This is a genomic window from Phragmitibacter flavus (assembly GCF_005780165.1).
GTDB classification, from domain to species: domain Bacteria; phylum Verrucomicrobiota; class Verrucomicrobiia; order Verrucomicrobiales; family Verrucomicrobiaceae; genus Phragmitibacter; species Phragmitibacter flavus.
On the sequence record NZ_VAUV01000007.1, the window covers coordinates 334,863 to 350,521 of the forward strand.

Genomic DNA, 15,659 nt, shown 5'->3' on the forward strand with positions numbered 1-15,659 from the left:
GGAATTTGGGGGCGGGGGATGAGTGAAACGATTGCCTCTATGCGGACGTTTGAAGAGACGAATTCAATTCAATGGCTTACAGGGAAGTCTTGCCAAGAGCCATTTGCTCCTCAATCCAGACGTAGGTTTTTTCCAATCCGTCACGAAGTTTGGTCGAAGGTTCCCAGTTGAACACCTGTTTGATCAAGGTGTTGTCGCTGTTGCGGCCGTTGACGCCTTTGGGGGCGGAAAGGTTATAAGAGCGTTCGAGTTTCACTCCGGCAATTTCCTCGGCAATGCTGACGAGCTGGTTGATGGTGACGAGTTCACTGCTGCCCAAATTGATGGGTTCGTAGAAATCGCTGTTCATGATCATTTGCGAACCGAGCACGCAATCGTCGATGTATTGGAAACTGCGGGTCTGTTCGCCGTCGCCCCAGATGTTGATGGTCAGATTGCCTGATTGTTTGGCCTCGAGCACTTTGCGACAGATGGCAGCAGGTGCTTTTTCGCGACCGCCGTCCCAGGTGCCATGAGGTCCGTAAACGTTGTGGTATCGGGCAATGCGGGTGGCGATACCGAAGTCTTCGCGGAAATGGCGGCACATGCGCTCGCTGAAAAGTTTTTCCCAACCGTAGCCATCTTCAGGCATGCCGGGATAGGCGTCCTCTTCTTTCAACGGGATGACCCGGGGATCGCGTTGTTTGTCGGCATTGTAGACACAGGCCGAAGATGAGTAAAAAAAGCCCTTCACCTCTGCTTCACGGGACGCCATCAACAGATGCGTGTTGATCAGAACGCTGAGCATGCAGAGTGCCTTGTTGTTTTCGATGAAGCCCATCCCCCCCATGTCGGCAGCGAGGTTGTAGACCTGGGCGGCATCCTTGACAGCGGTGCGACAGGCGTTGATTTCCTGGAGATCGAGCGTGAGGTTTTGCACGTCGTCGAAGACTTGATACCACTCGGAAACGGGTTTGATGTCGACGGCGCGGAGTTTGGTGAACCCCTGAAGCCGCAAGTCGGCAACCAGGTGTCCGCCGATGAAGCCGCCGGCTCCGCAAATGGTGATCAGATCGTCTTTATTGCTCATGGTGTATGGGATTTGGGGTGGGTGATGTCGTTGAAGTTGAGGTGGAAAGGTGTTTGGGTTTTAGGCCGAGGAAAAGCCGCCACAGGAACAGGCTGTTGCCGCGAAAATATCGACCGAACAGGCGACGGGGTTCCTGTATGGTTCGGTAAAGCCACTCCAAGCCACTGCGCTGCATCCAGCGGGGAGCTTGTTTGACACGATTGGTGTGAAAGTCAAACGCCGCGCCAACGCCGCATAGAAGGGTGGTGTCGAGAAGCGACAGGTGAGAGGCGACAAAACGTTCCTGTTTGGGGGTGCCGAGGCCCACCCAGATCATGTCGGGTTTGACTGCGGTCACCTGTTGCTGAAGGTCTTCAAGTTCGACCGCGTTCAGAGCACGATAAGGCGGGCAGTAGGTGCCCACCACTTGAAGTCCGGGAAAGAGGGTGGTGAGTTTGATCTTCAGCAGGTCGGCCACGCCGGGGGCACCGCCGTAAAAAAAGTGGGTAAATCCTTTCTCCACCGACTGCCGGCAAACTTCCAGCATGAGGTCGGGTCCATAAACGCGGTCCATTTGTTTTTGGCCGTTCAACCAGCCAAGCCAGACCATGGGCATGCCATCCGGGGTGACAAGATAGGCACCGCCTAGGACTTCAAGGAAGTCGGCGTGGTCGAAGGCTTCATTGACGCCATGCACACCGGTCACACAAATGTAGCCTTTGCGTTTGTTGCGAAGCGCCTCGAAAATGTGCTCGCATGCGGTGGTCATGTTGACGGCGCTGATGGGAGATTCGAGCACCTTGATGTGGGGAATGTTGGTGGGCATCATTCGTTACTTGGCGCTGTCGGTTGAAGGGAGGCGTGAGCGAGGATCCTCCTGGCGATGCCGTTGGGGGTGTGATGTTGCTGGGCGAACAACCTTGCCTGACGGGCAACGGTGGCGAGTCGGGGAAGATCTTGCAAGGCGCTGAGAACGACGCGGTTGAAATCGTTTTGATTTTCGTGGTAGCGCAGACTGTTCTCTCCGTCGATCAGATTGGTTTGCACCTGATCGTTGTGATTCACCAATGGCACCGCCTCATGGAGCATGGTCTGGTAGTGTCGAAAGCAATGGAAGCCCACGCCTTCGGTCGACAGCACCATGCGTGAACGGCTCATGTGTTCATGAAAGGCATCTGCACTGAGGGGTTTGTCCGCAATGTGAAGACGCAATTCGGGATGCGATTGAGCGAGGTTTTTGATGAACTGAAGGCCTCGTTCGCGCGGGGGAGCGTTGATGCTGGAGGCGAAGAACAAATCGATGTCGCGATCCTCCCAGTTGACCGTGCTCCAACCGGAGGGCGGTTCGAAAACCCACAGAGGCAGAAACTGCACCGGTTTGCCACGGTAGCTGGCATTTGCTGTCGCGGGATTGACTTTCCAGTAGGAGTTCGCGTGGAAAAACTGAGCCGATTGTTCGTGGATGTCCGTCGCATCATAGCGGTCAATCACCGCGATGTGGGTGGAGCCTGGGATCAGCAGTTTTGTCAGGAATCGGGAAAACGGCAGGCTGACCAGGCTGCGGAAAACGGCGCGTAGACGCTTCTGCATCGGCGAAAAGTTGTGCGGCCAGGTCAGGTCAATGGCGGGAAGAAGCGCCAGGTGGTAGTGTCCGCGAAAAAATCTCAGGCAGGCGGTGGATGCGGAGCAGTAGGTGGACGTGTCGATGATTGCTTCGGCGTCGGGCGTGTAGGTTTTGCGGGTGAGCACATGATCCACCTGCACGCCTTCCAAGCCTGCAAAGTGGTTGTCTTGACCAATCACCAACACTTTTACCTTCGCCTCGGTCATGAACTTAGTCCCTTGAAAATGGATTCATGTTTGAACAGCGCGTTGCAATACCAGTGGGCGCCATGAGGTGGTAGGGAGGTGACTTCATAGAGCCCAAACAAGCGAAACTGATGGGCCACCAGCAGGTTCCGAACGTGTTCGTAGGCAACATGCCGGGGGCTGGAGGGGGCCAGTGAGCATTCGATGAGCACGGATTGAATGGCACCTTGGGACAGCAGGTTGGAGGCACCTTTGAGCACTTCCAAGTCGTGGCCTTCCGTGTCGATTTTCAGAATGCCGACCGTTTCAATTCCTTTGGAGGCACAGAATTCGTCAACCGTGCTGACGTCGATGGTTTCACTGCGGTCGAGCGGCGTGCTGGAGGCGTTTTCGAGGCTGTTCAGAGTCGAAGTGGGAACAATGGCGTCGAGCGAGAGGTGAAGCTGTCCGGATTTTGCGCCCATGGCCATCTGCCAGCAGTGAACATTAGGCAGGGAGGCAACGTTTTTTTGAAGGGCCTGGAAGGTATCGCGAAAAGGCTCGAAAGCGTGGACGATAAACTCGGGCAGGGTGAAATGGTAGGCGGCGGCGGTTTGGCCAATGTTGGCACCGACATCGAGAATGACCGGAGGTTTGCCCTGCGAGTGGGAGATTGAATGCGACTGGAGGATGTCCTCGTAAATGAACCGGTCTTCGCTACGCGGCGCGTATTCCCGGCGGCGGATGTTTAGATTGAGTCGTCCCAACAAATGTTTGACGCGGGCGGATAAGAGCGGGGGCATGGGGGCTTGTAGCTTTATGAAGATCAGTTCTGGGCGAACTGCTTTTGGAAGTGCGGCACGGATTCGGCAAGGACCTTGAGGATCAGCTCCACGGTCTGTTCGCTGTCGCGCTGACGCTCGCCAAATTCTTCCGTTGGAAGGTTATCGGTCACGTTGGCCTGCACGGAAGCGTAGGCCCAGCGGTGATTAACGTTGCGCAGGATGCTGTCCATGAGGCTGATGATCGCGCGGGACGAGTGACTCGCGGTGGTGATGTCGGTGCCGATGAACCAGTAGACGTAGTGACTTCTCAGTGGGCGCACCTCGCCACTCTTCAAGGTGACTTTGCGCTCGATATACAGGTCGGTCACCTCAAGATCGTGCTGATCGTTGATGCGCACGGTGCGAATGCGGCTGCTAACGAGTTTCCACCCTTGGGCGACCAGACAGATTTCGGGCCGGTGGATGCTTTTGCGCTCTGCTCCGCTGAGGATGATGGAGGAGCGAACATGGTCGCGGGCTTCAGATCGGTGGGTAGGGGTGTAATAAAGTCGTTTGGTGATCTGGGTGTCTGAGGGAAGTTGCTCAAGTTCAATGGCGTCGGGATCTTCGGGGACGGAGATTAACCCGGACAAAGTTTTTGGCAGATCCATGATGACCCCGGAGCCGTCTCCGGCCTTGATGGGGGGCGAGTTCCAGCACACGACCATGGTGCCGATCAAGATGAATGAGAGAATTAAAGATCGCAGCAGCATTTTATCGTTCTTCCATCAAGACCAGGGGTTTTTCTTTACGGACAAACCGGTTCAGAAACCATTCTGCCGAAGCGAGACCTCCCAGTGCGACCACAAACATGAACAGGCCGGTTAAAAGGTGAAAGTTGGAGGTGTATTCTTCGCCATTGCCCAAGGCGAATTGTTCGCCGAAAAGGATGGTGGCAATGGTCAGGATGATGATCCGAAAAGCATTGGCGAGAACCGCGAGCGGCACGCTGAGGCTGAACAGCAGGGCGCGCCGCCAAAAGGTTCGCTGACGAAAATATCCGAACAAGGCGCTGACCATCATCAACGCAAACAGCGAGCGGAGACCGCTGCAGGGGCCGTCAATATTCATGCGAAACAAGTCACCCTGCGCGCGACCATCGACTGCGGCAGACAAAAGCCGGGTGCCGTCTTGAATGGTGGCGATTCCAATCAGATTAAGGACCTTCTCAGTGAAGTTGACCATCAGGAACCGCAGCTTGAAGGCAATGAGATCTTCCATGAACAAGTAAGGCCACATGAAGGTCAGCATCACCAAGGCGAACGAGACGGTGACAAAATGCCGCCAGCCCCAGATCCACAACACCGCCGACGCGATGAGAAGATGAATTCCAAAGAAGCCCAGGTAATAAAAGTTTCCACGGTAGCCGATCCAGAAAAAGATCATGGCGATCATCGCGGTGAAGAGACCAAGCCAGCTGGCTTTGACGGGGATGTCGGCGAGAATGTGGCGCTTGCGCCAGGCGAGGAAGATGGCGATGGGCAGGGCGAGCATGCCGTGCTGCCAGGTGGGATCGGCCCAGCCGCCCATGATCCAAACTCGCATGGTCAAACGGTGGTCGGCATAGCCTGCGGTGTAGGGCATGAACAGCAGCATGCCGAAAAACAGCAGACCAAAAATGAGCGGTCCGGCCCAATATCGGACGTTAAATTTGCCGGAATTAGCGGGGGGCGAAAGGGTTGTCACAGGTGACATTGAGGGGGTGCAAGGGGTTACGACGGACGCTTCGGGCATGAAGCATACATGATGTCAGCTAACGCGCAATCTCGGTGATGTTAAATGGACAAATGGTCATTGGGGAATCGTCGACCACTGGTCATGCCAGCGGAGACACTCGGTCAGCATCTCGTGGGTCTGCCAGCGGCGCATGCAGGCATGAAGTTCCTGGTCGTTGTGACATTGCGAGTCCTTGTTCCGGGTGTCGCAGCCGATGCATGGCAGTTCCTTGCGGATCAGTGAGAGATGTCTTTCGGGATGCCACTGCGCCGCCCAATTGGGGGCGGTTGGACCCCAGGGGACCACGCTGGGAATTCCGAGGGCGATGGCGAAGTTCATGGGCCCGGAATTGTTGCCGATGAACAGGCTGGAAGACGCGATGGCAGTTGCAAGCTGGGCCAAAGTCGTGGGTGCAATCATCGAGACGCCCAGCGGGACTTCGATGGGGGGCAACTCCCTGGGTTGGACCATGGTGACGGGATGGGATTTGACGAGCAGCGAAGCCAGCTCCAGGTAGCGACCGATCGGCCAGCGTTGATATTCGCGACTGGCTCCCGGGTGAATGAGGACGGGAGAATGCGGGGTTCGGCAGATCGAGTGGGTCGGGCCGGTAAGGTGCGACAGATCCGGCATGGGCGGCGTTGCTTCCCATGGCTCCTTCAACACGACATCTGCGAACAATCGGCCAATGTCCCAACACCACTGGGGCGTGCGAGTGTCGGGTTGGGGAACGGACCGGTAACGGAGACGACCGTTTAACCGGACGTTCGGATTGGTGCCACCGATGACGTGGGTGGCACCTGACATCGCAGCGGCGAGGTGGGCCACATTGCCTTGATCCCAGTCGAGCAAACAGGCATCAGGCCTGGCATGGGTGGTCGTTTTGACGATCTGGAAAAACCTCAGCGGGTTTTTCCATGCGCCGTTAAAGGCCGGCAGCGGGAGCGTGTGGACTTGAATTGAGGGATCGCAAGCCAGGATCGGGGCGGCAGCAGGGGTGGTCCACAAATGGATCGAACCGACGCCCTTGCTGGCGAGAAGCTTTTGCAGGACCGGAAGGAAACAAATGGCGTCGCCGATCTGGTTGACCTTGAAGACGACGACCGATTGAGGAGGCATGTGGATTAAACGGCGGTCGGGTTGGCAGAACTGGCGAGTCACTCAGCGCTTGATGCCATCCACCACCAGGGAGGGGAGACGCCGGAAATACTCGGTGGTTGCCACCAGGGGATGAGATTCCAGCAGGGGATATTCGGAAGTCGGAGGGGCAGGAAGGTCCTGGATGAAGTTGCAATCCTTGTCGCAATAAATGACTCCACGGGGTTGAAAACCGGTGAGGTTGAGCGCCTCACTAAAGCTGTAGATGCTCCATCGGCTGCGATGTTTTTGATGGTGGGTCCACGGGACACGCGGGGACGGATAGGCTGGTGCCTCGGGGGGTTCGTAGGTGCGCAGGTCGGCATCGGGAACGCAGGTGCGGATGACGCCACCGGGTTTGAGGATGCGCTGGCATTCACGCAGCAGGGCGATGGCATCATCAAGAAACAGGTGTTCGAAAAAATGCTCGCTGACGATGAAGCTGAGCTCATTGTCGGCGAAGTCGAGTCTGTCCCCGGCCTTGAAGAAGAATTCGCGGAACTCGCAGGAATCATACATCTTCTTGAGGGTTCCGGCGTCGTAGCGCGGACGATGGTTCCGGTAGATGGAGGCGAGGAGGAGACGCAGTCCGTTGCGATATTGACCGAACTGAAACTGCTCGCGGATTTCGTTCGACCAGTTGATGGGGCCTTCGCCGAGGTGGGTCCAGTCTTTGGTGCAAAAGATCTTGGTAGCGGCGGGAGACAGGCGTTCGAATCGTGATGCGGCAATGTGAAGGAATCGGGGCATGGGGGCGGGGTAGGAGAGGAGGAGTTAAGCTGGAGAAGTGAGATGAAAGGTTTGGTCGAACCAGTTCCATAAGTTGGCACCTTGAACATGGGCACTCATGGATTCGCCGATCTGGCGCGAGGCGCGACCCATGGCGTTTCGTTTTTCGGGAGAGCTGAAGTCATGCATCCTTGCAGCAAAAGATTGGGGGTCGGACGGATCGATGATGTAACCGTTAAGATCGTTCTTGACCAACACGGATGCGGCACCCGCAAATTGGCTGACGAGCAAAGGAAGGCCGAGGCAGGCGGCTTCGTGGACCACGGCGGCATAGTTGTCGTGGCGGGTGGGGAGGACAAACACGTCGGAGGTGCCGAGGGCGGTTCGCAGCGATTCACCGCTTTTGAATCCGGTAATTTCGACGTGGTCGTCCATTCCGGTGCGGGTGATGTGTGAGCGCAGCCATGTTTCATCCCCGCCGCCGATGATGCGAAGTTTGAAGTGGGTGAAACCGGAGTCGCGAAGCACGCGGGCGGCTTCCAGCCAGAGGTCGAGCCCTTTGCGATGGATCAGTTGTCCAAGATAGGCGAACACCAGCGGGGAACCGGTGGTATCCTGACGTTCCACCGGCAGGTAACTGCGGCTGTCGATGGCATGGAAGGTGGTGGTCATCGGAATGGTTCGACCACTCAATGGCGCGAGGCCTGATGGGGAAAAAGCGGCAATGCCGTCCACCCATTTCCCCCAGAAAGAGTGCCACAATCGGGTCGATGCCGAGAACAGATGGGCGTTGCTTTTGCCCACTTCTGAGGAGACGGCGACGGGCACCCGATGCCACTTTGCATAGACAAGTGCCTGAACAGAGAACAGTGGGAACTCGTGGATCAACATGGCGCTCGGGGCGCATTGGGCGAGTTTGGCGATTGCGTCCCTGGAGGGCAAAAAGCGTGTGGAAGTGGCCGAGTTTGAGCTGCCCCCGGTGCGCACGGGGATGACATCAAAATTGTCGCCTTGGGGCACGACGAGTTCGTCGGGATGTTCATTGCGATAATGTTCGGGCCATAACATCGCGGTCCGCCATGGGGCGGGTTGAGCTTTGGCAAACGCTTCGTAGAGAGGTTTGAAATAGGTCGCGCGCGCTTTGGTGACGATGGAAATGACTGGCTTGGGCATGGGGCGGGGGTTCAGACGGATTCAATTTTTCCTGAACGTCGGAAGGGAATGCGGACTTTGCGGACGGGATCTGGTGGGACGGTTTCGGAGACGAACAATTCTTCCGCAGAAGGGACGGATTGTTGGTCATGCAGTTGTCGTGCGAGCATCAGGATACCTCCCGCCGTGAAGATGAGGACGTTGATGGGGAATACGCCCATCACGCTTCCAAACAAAAGCGATGCCAGCAAACTGGAAAGCATGATGGCAGTCATTGCTGCGGCGATGGCGAGGAGGGACCGGTCAGTGATACGGAGAATGGTTCGGTGCAATTGGAGGAGACAGAAGGCGGCCATCAAACTGATCAGAAAGACCGGGACCACGCCATGCTTGACCAATGCGCCGGTGAGCACGTCGTGTGAATACAAGGAATTGTCCTGCCATGCGTCGTTGTCGTGGCCGAAAAGCGTCCAGATGGCGGGGTTGGACATCAGATTGTAGTAGCCAGCCAGGCGGTCCGTGTAGGTGCCAATTCGCGTCAATTGTTCGGCGAACCTTCCATCGCCTACCACGCTGTTGATCTGCAACTGCAAGGGGCCAATCATATCAATGAGTTGTCTCGAAAAGACGACAAGGAATATGAAGAGGGTGACGATTCCCACATACATGCTCAGAGTGGCTTTGCGTGATTTGAAACACCAGCATCCCAGCAAGGTGAAAAAGCCGACCGCAAAGCCCGAGCGGCCGGTGGAGGCGACAATACCCGCGAAGAAGATCACACTGAGGGGAAGGGCCAGTGCCGGAATGATCAAAGGGCGGCGTTGATCGCTTCTTCTGATGAACATGGCTGTGAACGACACTGCGGCCAGAAAGCCGCAGACGGTGGTCAGGGCGGTGTTGGAGTTCAGCGTGGAAAATGGTCGGAGATCATCACCCACCAGCTGCTTGATCTCGATGGAGATGCCGGTCAACAGGTAGTCGATTTCGAACTGCTGGTAGCCGAAAATTTTCTGGAACACCCCGTAGATGGCCACGGGCACAAAGATCCAGATGGTCCGTTTGATGAGGCGTTCGATGTCCTCGCGTTCTTGAAACAGAACGGGGATCAGGAACAACAGCAGGGCATACAATCCGCCATTGGCGACGACGGGGAGCAGTCCGCCGAGGGATCGGTTGCCGCCGACGTAGCTCATCCCGGCATTGATTCCCATGAATCCTGCCGCGACAAAAAGCAGGGTCCACTGCCGGCCTCGAAGTTCAAGTTTACCGACGGCAATGGAGATGATGACACTGGCCGCACAGGCCGACAGCAGGGTGGGGGGGATGCCGAGGACGTAGTAGAGGTCCAACTGCGACACCCGGCCCGAGACCACCATGAGGCGTTTGAGGGTGTCGATGTAGGCGCAGATGAAGAGCAGCAAATAGATGCCATTGCGCGGGTTGATCAGGCCGAACACCGCCACGGCGACCAGCATGAACTTGCAGAGATGACCAATCTCGTTGCCGCCCCCGGTCAGCACGGAAAGCGTCACGAGCAATCCGGCCAACAGAGTGACCACAACAAAAAGGATGGTCAGTGGGGATTGTTGATTCATTTCTGCGGGTGGGAGTGAATCCGAGGGGGGGATGCTGGCGGCGAGATCGCGAAGCAGATGGAAGGTAACCGATTTTCACCGTTGCCGCCAGCGCCAAACTGAAGAGGGCATCCGGTTCATTTCGTCATCAGCACATCGCCGCCGCCCAATTCGCGAAGGGATTTGAAGAAGGGCAGCAGATTGGGGGATTGTCCGGTGAGGTCGCTGCCATGATGTTTGGCAGTGAAAAAATGCGGGCTCAACAGGGCGACAAATTCTTCATCCGTCACTCCGGCCACCAGATCCAGGTGGTGGGGAAGGTATTCGATGAAGAGATATTTCGCGCGGCTCAGCAGGTTCGGCATGCCTTTCAAGGCGTCTGCTTCACTGCCTTCAATGTCCATGATGATCAGATCAAAGGTTGCGTCGGGAAGGGTTTCGTCGGCTGCCGTCATGGCGACGTCGACGACTTCTGGTTTATCACTGTAATAGGCGATGTGAGCCTGTTTTGGCAGGCGCTTGGACCCCCCGGAATTGACCCGGCTGAGAAGAAATTGCAAGGTGCCCGAACTGCTTCCCAAGGCGAGGGGGATCAGGGTGAGGTTGTTGCTCTGGTTGAGCTGACGGTTCAGTTCGAGATAGCGGTAAGTGTTGGGATTGGCCTCAAACGCGGTGACTTCTGCCGCGACCTTCGCGAGTGGGATGGCCAGCGAGCCGACGTGGGCACCGGCGACCAAAACCTTGCTTTCTGGGCCGATGAGCGGAAGCAGGGCGTCGAGAAGGTCCTGGCCGTAGACGCCGTTTTTCGCCAGTTCCCATCCCACTCCGACATCTTCTGGGTCGACCACGATGGTGCCGTTTTGACTTTTGATCATCAATCCAGTGACATTCGGACCGAGGATTTTGAGTCGAAGCTGGCTCAGGAAATCGCTGCGCTTGAGTCGGTAGTAAGTTTTGAGGGAGTTTAGCATGATGGTGATGTCTGTAGGTGGTTGGGAGTAGGTGGTTGGATGAATTTCGCCATGGTCAGGCTCCGGTTTGAGGATCAGACGGCAGGGAGCGTGCCAGTGATGACGAGTTGCTCGGAGCTTCTGCGGCCTGGATCAGCGCGTTCAACGCTCGGTCGGGACTGATGGCGTGAAGGCAGCATGGTTTGTCATGGCCCAAGCTCAGCACTTCCGGTGGTGGAAGGCACTCCAATCGGTAGCAAGGGGCGCAGCTCATGGGACTTCTCAAGACGGTGCTCGAACGGGCGCGAAAGGGGCCGGTGAAAACCTCCGAAGTAGGGCCAAATGCGGCGACCACCGGACAACCCACGCTGATGGCGAGATGGAGCAGGCCGGAGTCATTGCCCATCATGGCACCAGCGCCATGCAGCCACCGGGCTGCTTCGGAGATCGAGGTTTTACCCAACAAATTTCGTGCTCCATCGGGAACATCGAAGCCATCAAGATCGTGTTCGCCGCCAAGATAGATGACGTTCCATCCGAGATTCAGTAAACGCGAACCCAGTTCAACGTAGGAGGCTGCCGGCCAGCGTTTGGTGCGCATTTCCAACCAGGCATTCCCGGCACCGGGTGCCAGACAGATATGGCGACGAGGTGGCTCTGAGTCTGACCCTGATGATTGAGGGCGGACGAGGTGCTCCATGTTGTATCCCAAACCCCGATCCGCAAAGCCGGAGACTTTTTCCCACAGCTGCAGGTATTGCTGTGACGTGTGCTCCTGCACCTGGCGCTGATCGCGTTTCACCACCAAAGGATGAGTAAAAGGATGCCAGGGTTTGGGACCTTCCATCAGCAGTCCGCCTTTTCTGCCCGCTCGGCACAACAACATGCCGAGGTTGCGTTTGAGTCCGGATTCCAGTGAAAGCAACATGTCAGGCTTGCCATGTCGTGAAACCTTCCACCAAACCAGCCACATGCGGCGCGAACCGGAGTCGAGACTGGACCATGCCGCTGGCAAAGTCACGAGATCATCAATGAAGGGGGCGCCTTCGAAAAGCGACGTCGCGTTGGGACTGCTGAACAGAGTGATTTTGCTCGCAGGAAGATCGGCACGAATCTGCTGAAGCAGCGGCGTCATTTGCACAAGATCGCCAAGGGCGCCGTTGCGCACGATGAAGATTTGCGATGCGGGTTTCATCCGATTTTTTTTGAGCAGAGTTTGAAACAAGTCCGGCTGATGTTTTACGACCGCGTTTGTAGAGCTTGGGCTCGTGGACTAGCAATGACTTGTTGATAGATGCGCTGATAGTCGGCCGCCCTGGAGGCCGGATCGGACAAGGCAAAAATGTTTGATTGAATCTCGGAGCGGGGGAGGAATGAAGGATGATGGATGGCCCGCTCGAGTGCCTTGGCCATCGCTTCGATGTCGTAGGGAGGCACCAGAAACCCATTCCTGCCATCTTCGATCAGGTCAGGCAGACCACCCTGATGAAACGCGATGGTGGGTGTGCCGCATGCCAGTGCTTCAACCACGGTGTTGGGTGAATTGTCTTCCCGTGAAGGACAGACGAAAACGTCGGCGGCACTGTAAGCCTGAGCGAGGACGGAGGTGTCATTGATGCGGCCAAGGTGGCGGATTTGAATATCTCCGGCCTGCCAGTCCATTCCTTCGGATGCTCCAAAGACCAGCAAAACGATCTTCGAGGTGATGGATGGATCGAGCGAGGCAGAAAGCCTCCGTAGTGCTTGCAGAAAAAGATCCGCGCCTTTGCGTGGGGCACTGGCACCCTCGGCACCGAAGAGCAGGCAACGAGAATCATGAGCCAGCCTGAATGCGGCTTTCGCGGAGACTGGATCGGCAGCCGGCCAACTTTCCTTGGGGAAGGCGTGATGTATGTGTGAGACTTCCCAGTTTCGAAAAATTTCACTCTCCCGGGCCTCATCGGCAAGCCAGGCCGACGGGGCGGTAACGGCTCCTTTGGGCGTTCCCAGGCAGGACAGCTTGTGTTGGAAAATGCGGGTGGCCAAACGCTTGGTCGCTGCGGGCCAGTGATCGTCAAACAGGGGTCCGTGTTCTTTTGGTAAATCCATCATGTCCCCGCGATAGTGATATCCGGGTGAGAAAGGAAGCATGTCATGAAGCGTCCAGACGACAGGCACGGGGAAGGAGGCTACTTGTCTGGCGGAGACCAATCCGTCGAAGACGCCATGAAGTTGAATCACATCGGGATTATGGCGGCGAATGGTGGAGGCGATCAGTCCGGGAACCCGTGAGGTGCGCAGATGAATCGCTGCCGATCCATAGCGCACGCGAAGGGCTCGTCGATGCAGGGCGGGAGCCCATTGCATCCACCATCGCTGCGCGGGATGCTGCATGGAGAAAATGTGCTCAGGCGGTGATTCCGTGCCTGTGCCGAGGGCAACCACCGAGTCAACACCGATGTCACGCAACGCATGATGATTGCGAATGGCGGCACGGCCAACGCCTCCGTCATCTCGCAAAACGAGGTGCAGCACTTTCATGAGTCGGAAGCGGTGCTGGAAGGGAGGATCGGTGATGGGGTTTTCTTGCGCATCACGCATTGATTGCTGAGATAGGCGGTGGTGAGCAGGAACCGACCGATGGCTGGTCTGACGGCGCAGGTGGCGATGTTTGCCAATGCCTGCCCCCCTTGCATCGCCTTCGAGTAGAGCCAGCGCAGTGGTCGGTTGGTCGTGGCGTTGAAGAACCAGGCGCTGGCGTAGGAGAACATCGAAACGAAGACTTCCAAGGCATTGCCAGCCTGCTTGATTTCGAGGATTTCCAGTCCGGACAGCCCGGCACAGCGTTTCAGCTGGTGGGGAGTCAGTCGAACAAAATCGTAGGGCTGCTCATGCAGAAGATAGTTGAAGGGAGTGGTCAGGATGAGCAATCCACCCGGCTTCAGCACCCGGGTCATCTCGGCAATGGCTTCCTCGGTTTCCGGGACGTGCTCCATGACTTCGCTGCACAGGATCAGGTCGACCGAATCGGTCGGCAGAGGAAGGCTAATGATGGGGCAAAGATGATCTACCGTGCCGGCATGATTCTGCTCGATGTCGGTGCTTTGGTAACGCCCGCCCAGGGATTCAATCGTCGCCCGCAAGGGCTGTTCCCCACAGCCAACATCGAGCACTTCCATGTCAGGTTTGATGCATTCCGATAGCTTCGTCAGGACGAAGTCGCCCACGTGTTTCACCATGAAATAGTCACTGGAGGCCAGGCTGGGATGGTAGTGGGTTCGGCGAATTTGGGGCATGGATGAAGGAATGGCTGGGAGGATTTTTGCCATCAAGACGCTTGCGATGTTGTCTTGGGGATGTGTTTTAGCCAGTGCCTGACGTCAATGATGCAGGCAGGGAGATTGATCACGGCGATGGCGACCGTGCTGGCGGCGACCACACCGACCATGCCGTAGGTTTTCACCCAAAACAGGGCCAGAACCAAATTCAAAACAGCCGTGACGGCGCTGTAGATGGTCATCATTTTGATGCGGCCCAATCCGAACAGCAGGGTGGCGAAGGGTGTGGTCAATCCGAGAAGAAAATTCCACAGGGCCATCCAGATCAATACCCCATTCGAGGGCACTGCTTCAGGGCCTGCCCAAACGCTGATGATTGAGGGGGCGGCCAAATACAGGCCGGCGCAAAGAACGGCAGAGGCGGCGCAGCTCAACCAGAAATGACGTCCTAGGGTCTTCAAGATCCATGGATGATCCCCTTTCGCGAGTGCCTCGGTGTAAGTCAAAGAAAGCAGGCCGCCCACCATTGATTGAAGCAGAAGAGAGTAGGAGAACAGCCTCTGTGCGACGCTGTAGGGAGTGACACTCGCGGCCCCCAGTTCATGCACAATGATCAAGGTGCCAATTTGGGAAACCATCGCCCAGGTGATGCTGTTCGCAAAAAACCAAAGACCTTTGCGGATCAAATCGGTGGCATGCCGAAGGTCAAATGCTTTCCAGCGGGGGGCGAGCCAGGGTTTGTGTTTTTGAAACAGCCAGACGGCGAGAACAATTCCTACGATGACCGATGCTCCGGAGAAACAGCCAATCAGCACCGGAAGGCCGGCTTGAAGCCAGCAGGCGATCACCAGAGCGGCAAGAGTGAGCAAATTGATGGCGATTCCGAAGGCGTTGACGGTCGCGAACTCCTGGTAGGCGGACAATACGCGAGACGGAATCGACAGCGGAAAGTTGATGACAAAGAGGATGAAGGCGACCATCAAGGCCGGCACCAATTCGGACTTTGTCAGTGGTTCGACCACATTGAACAGGCTGTTCCAGGGAATCCATGGTGCCACCAACAGGAATACCGCTCCCAGCGCCAGGGCGACAAAGGACAGGGCGTAAAACGCTGAGGAGACCGATTGTTGTGCCGCCTTTTGGTCGTCGCGGCCATAGGCAGTGGCCACGGACAGGGAGAGACTGTAGCTCAACCCTAAATCGGAAAGTGCGAGCCAGCTCAACAGCGAGGTGATGGCCATCCACAATCCATATCGCTCATCTCCCAAATGCTCGATGGCGAGGGGAACGGAGAGCACGCTGACCAGCAGTCCCGTGGTCTTTTGAGCTGCGGATCCCAGAAAGCCGCGACCAATCTGGCGTGCCCGACGTTGCCCATGGCTGTGTTCGGGATCCTTGTTTCCCACCAACAATGCCAGCACGGCGCGGAGTCGGTGGAAGAGTTGATTCATGAAGGGAAATGAAGGCCGCCATGGCAATGGAAG

The 15,659-nt window shown here is 56.8% G+C and carries 15 protein-coding genes; all 15 read right to left on the reverse strand.

What is annotated here, in order from left to right; genetic code table 11:
- Window positions 1–76 precede the first annotated feature (76 nt).
- Window positions 77–1,069: an NAD-dependent epimerase/dehydratase family protein gene (locus FEM03_RS11285; protein WP_138086357.1), complete on the reverse strand. Its 993-nt coding sequence runs from the start codon at window positions 1,067–1,069 to the stop codon at window positions 77–79.
- Entirely contained in the window at window positions 1,059–1,877 is an 819-nt protein-coding gene (locus FEM03_RS11290) for a WecB/TagA/CpsF family glycosyltransferase (RefSeq protein ID WP_206170969.1), read from the reverse strand. Before FEM03_RS11290 ends, FEM03_RS11285 begins: the two co-directional genes overlap by 11 nt.
- Entirely contained in the window at window positions 1,874–2,878 is a 1,005-nt protein-coding gene (locus FEM03_RS11295) for a hypothetical protein (RefSeq protein WP_138086358.1), read from the reverse strand. Before FEM03_RS11295 ends, FEM03_RS11290 begins: the two co-directional genes overlap by 4 nt.
- Entirely contained in the window at window positions 2,875–3,639 is a 765-nt protein-coding gene (locus FEM03_RS11300) for an FkbM family methyltransferase (RefSeq protein WP_138086359.1), read from the reverse strand. Before FEM03_RS11300 ends, FEM03_RS11295 begins: the two co-directional genes overlap by 4 nt.
- A 23-nt stretch (window positions 3,640–3,662) precedes the next feature.
- Window positions 3,663–4,373 carry an exosortase-associated EpsI family protein gene (locus tag FEM03_RS11305; RefSeq protein WP_138086360.1) on the reverse strand — a complete coding sequence of 237 codons (711 nt, stop codon included), beginning with the start codon at window positions 4,371–4,373 and terminating at the stop codon, window positions 3,663–3,665.
- 1 nt (window position 4,374) lies between these two features.
- Window positions 4,375–5,355: an exosortase/archaeosortase family protein gene (locus FEM03_RS11310; protein WP_166442792.1), complete on the reverse strand. Its 981-nt coding sequence runs from the start codon at window positions 5,353–5,355 to the stop codon at window positions 4,375–4,377.
- A 96-nt stretch (window positions 5,356–5,451) separates the two neighbouring features.
- On the reverse strand, window positions 5,452–6,495 hold the full coding sequence (locus FEM03_RS11315) for a glycosyltransferase family 9 protein (protein ID WP_138086362.1): 1,044 nt from the start codon (window positions 6,493–6,495) through the stop codon (window positions 5,452–5,454).
- A 42-nt stretch (window positions 6,496–6,537) separates the two neighbouring features.
- Window positions 6,538–7,263 (reverse strand): methyltransferase domain-containing protein, encoded by a 726-nt coding sequence (locus FEM03_RS11320; protein ID WP_138086363.1) that lies wholly within the window; start codon window positions 7,261–7,263, stop codon window positions 6,538–6,540.
- A gap of 24 nt (window positions 7,264–7,287) precedes the next feature.
- Window positions 7,288–8,415, reverse strand: coding sequence for a glycosyltransferase (locus tag FEM03_RS11325; protein ID WP_138086364.1), 1,128 nt, complete (start codon window positions 8,413–8,415; stop codon window positions 7,288–7,290).
- Window positions 8,416–8,426: 11 nt separating this feature from the next.
- On the reverse strand, window positions 8,427–9,989 hold the full coding sequence (locus FEM03_RS11330; protein ID WP_166442793.1) for a hypothetical protein: 1,563 nt from the start codon (window positions 9,987–9,989) through the stop codon (window positions 8,427–8,429).
- Between the two features lie 116 nt (window positions 9,990–10,105).
- Window positions 10,106–10,939, reverse strand: a complete 834-nt coding sequence (locus tag FEM03_RS11335) for an FkbM family methyltransferase (RefSeq protein WP_138086366.1) — start codon at window positions 10,937–10,939, stop codon at window positions 10,106–10,108.
- A 55-nt stretch (window positions 10,940–10,994) separates the two neighbouring features.
- A complete protein-coding gene (locus FEM03_RS11340; RefSeq protein ID WP_138086367.1) occupies window positions 10,995–12,113 on the reverse strand; it encodes a glycosyltransferase family 9 protein in 1,119 nt (372 codons plus the stop codon).
- A gap of 44 nt (window positions 12,114–12,157) precedes the next feature.
- The gene (locus tag FEM03_RS11345) at window positions 12,158–13,498 is read right to left on the reverse strand and encodes a glycosyltransferase (RefSeq protein ID WP_138086368.1); all 1,341 of its coding nucleotides are present in this window, start codon (window positions 13,496–13,498) and stop codon (window positions 12,158–12,160) included.
- Window positions 13,435–14,193: a class I SAM-dependent methyltransferase gene (locus tag FEM03_RS11350; RefSeq protein WP_166442794.1), complete on the reverse strand. Its 759-nt coding sequence runs from the start codon at window positions 14,191–14,193 to the stop codon at window positions 13,435–13,437. The genes FEM03_RS11345 and FEM03_RS11350 overlap by 64 nt, the downstream gene beginning before the upstream one ends.
- Before the next feature lie 32 nt (window positions 14,194–14,225).
- Complete coding sequence (locus FEM03_RS11355) at window positions 14,226–15,626, reverse strand: lipopolysaccharide biosynthesis protein (protein WP_138086370.1); 1,401 nt, start codon at window positions 15,624–15,626, stop codon at window positions 14,226–14,228.
- Window positions 15,627–15,659: the final 33 nt, after the last annotated feature.